Annotated in this window: 2 protein-coding genes; both read right to left on the bottom strand. The window is 48.0% G+C overall.

Features of this window, described 5'->3' with window-relative positions:
- Positions 1-1,207 (bottom strand): uroporphyrinogen-III C-methyltransferase (gene cobA / locus PHU49_13830; protein MDD5245084.1); only part of this gene is annotated, 1,207 nt, incomplete at its 3' end.
- A 285-nt stretch (positions 1,208-1,492) separates the two neighbouring features.
- On the bottom strand, positions 1,493-2,257 hold the full coding sequence (locus tag PHU49_13825) for an IclR family transcriptional regulator (GenBank protein ID MDD5245083.1): 765 nt from the start codon (positions 2,255-2,257) through the stop codon (positions 1,493-1,495).
- Between the last annotated feature and the right edge of the window lie 225 nt (positions 2,258-2,482).

The raw sequence follows: 2,482 nt of genomic DNA, 5'->3' as shown, positions 1-2,482 counted from the left end.
CGCCGTGTGTTCTGATGAATTGAACGATAACATCACGGGCCTCTGCCGCCCTCGGCAAAAGGAACCTGTTCCCCTTTACTGTAAGCTGACCGAGGGTCTCTATAATCCCTTCAGAGGTAAACTGACCCGGCATGTGATCGGGGATGACCCCCTTTGCAGAGAGAAGTGATGCAGTTGCATCACCAATGGGGATGACCTTGATGCCGTGGAGAGACCTGATGTCTTTTCCTTTTTTATAGAGCGTATCAAAGAAGACCGATACGGCGTTGACGCTCGTAAAGATGATGCAGTAATACGATTGCAGAGAATTGATTGCCTTCAATAGCCGTGCATTTGGTTTGATGGCCAGTATCTCTATCGTTGGTACATGGATCACCTGTGCGCCCCTTTCGGTGAGCAGTCGTCCCAGCCTTATCGACTGGCGGGGCGCCCGTGTGACAGCAACCTTCTTTCCGAATAAGGACCTTTTTTCAAACCATGCAAGCTTGTCCCTGAGGCTTACGACGTTGCCGACGATAATGATGCCGGGGGGTTTGATACCGGCGTTTTTTACCAGTGAATCGATCAGTTTCAACGGTCCTGTTACGACCTTCTGCGTCGGCAGCGTGCCTGATTGTATAATACACGCAGGCGTGTCGGGATCCTTGCCTTCTCTGATCAAGCGCCTGGCGATGATATGAAGGTTTTTGATGCCCATGAGGAATACGAGGGTCTCAGGACCATTAGCCAATTCATGCCACCTGATCGTGGAGGCTGTTTTCTTCTCGTCCTCGTGGCCTGTAATAAATGCTACCGTTGACGCATGATCCCGGTGGGTCAGGGGGATCCCCGCATAAGCAGGCACAGAGATGGCAGAGGTCACGCCGGGAACGATCTCACATACAATCCCGTGGTCAGCTAAGAACTCTGCCTCTTCGCCGCCTCTCCCGAAGATGAAGGGGTCGCCGCCCTTGAGCCTCACAACGACGGCATTTTCCCCGGCCTTTTTCAGAAGGAGGGCATTGATATCCTTTTGGGGTAGTTCGTGCTGTGATGCCTTCTTGCCTGCATAGATCAGTTCAGTATTGTCCTTTGCAAAGGCGATGAGGTCTTTATTGACGAGATTGTCATAGATGATGACATCTGCGTGCTGGATAAGCTCAAGTCCTCTCAGGGTAATAAGCTTGAAATTGCCAGGACCTGCGCCTACGAGGTATACTTTACCCATAGTAAGAATTATACGTTGTCTGCCGGCCATATTCAAACAATTAATAACGGCCAGGCAACGGAGAGAAGAGCAGAGGGTGAGAAGGTGAGAGGGTGAGAGGAGCAGAACACTCCGTAATTCGTGAGTCGTAATTAGTAAGGCGATAAATCCCGTGAATCGTAATTCGTAAAGGGAGAAAAACTGTACGGCACAGGAAGAGCGGGTTGTCATTGCGAGCGCAGCGCGGCAATCTCATCCCTACGACTTACGGGTTTCGTGCTATCGACTATCAGCTCTCTGCTGCCTTTATGCCTTTATATTGAGCTGTGTGAGGTTCTGACTGACCTTCTGTGCGGTCTCAAACAGGTTCATGGCCATGGTGCCCAGTTTTCCGTCTGTCATCGAGCCGGTGAACCCCAGGATGCAGATGGCGCCGACAGGAACATCCTGTGAATATATGAGAGTAGCAATGGCCCTGACGCCTTTCATATATTCTTCGAGATCAAGCCCGTAACCGTTTCTCCTTGTCTTTTCGACCTCTTCGATGAAGAGTTCTATGTCGGTTATGCTGTTCTCGGTATATTTCGGCAGGCCCCGTTCCTTGAGGAAGTTCCTGATCTCATCGTTTCCAAAGGGAGAGAGAAATACCTTGCACAAAACAGATGCGGTGATCGGGATCTTGGTGCCGACGGGGGAAGATATTTTCAACGTCTTCTTCGCTTCGATCGTGTCCACAACCTTTACGACATGGTCCTCTTTGACACAGAGGAAGACTGTCTCATCGGCAACCTCAGCAAGTTTTTCGAGAAATGGTCTCGCAACCGTCGTAAGCTCTCCTCCACGGAGGATCGTTTTTGCAAGTTCAAGGAGTTCCCGGCCAACGATATATTTCTTTGTAGTCCTGTTTTTTGCGATAAAACCGCTTTCCTGAAGGGCCTTAAGTATGCCAAAGACCGTACTTTTACTGAGGGATAATGATTTGGCTATCTCTGTTACGCCCAATGGTTTATTCTCATCGATGATGAGTTTGATGACCTCAAGGGCCTTTTTTATAATAGGAGCATTATACATAGTTCATTATGGTGAACGATTATAGCCCAGTCAGGTATTTGTGTCAATAAAATAATAGAAAATAAGGGTGTTACGAAGTTTACGTCAATGAACTATTAATAAGGTATTTGTGATAAAAGATTATTAACAGATATAGTATATTTAAAATTGGGGGATAATCTGCTACAATTCATAACATTGCGGATATGCCAGTGTATACGATAAAATTTCTGCCCGACGACCGTA

Source organism: Syntrophorhabdaceae bacterium (genome assembly GCA_028713955.1).
In the GTDB taxonomy this organism is placed as follows: Bacteria; Desulfobacterota; Syntrophorhabdia; order Syntrophorhabdales; family Syntrophorhabdaceae; genus UBA5609.
The sequence above is the reverse complement of the archived record's forward strand: the minus strand, read 5'-3'. Positions and strand labels throughout refer to the sequence as shown.

What these genes read in the sequence shown, in the direction of transcription:
- PHU49_13825 (MDD5245083.1), bottom strand. Translation starts at nt 2,257, where the DNA reads ATGTATAATGCTCCTATTATAAAAAAGGCCCTTGAGGTCATCAAACTC.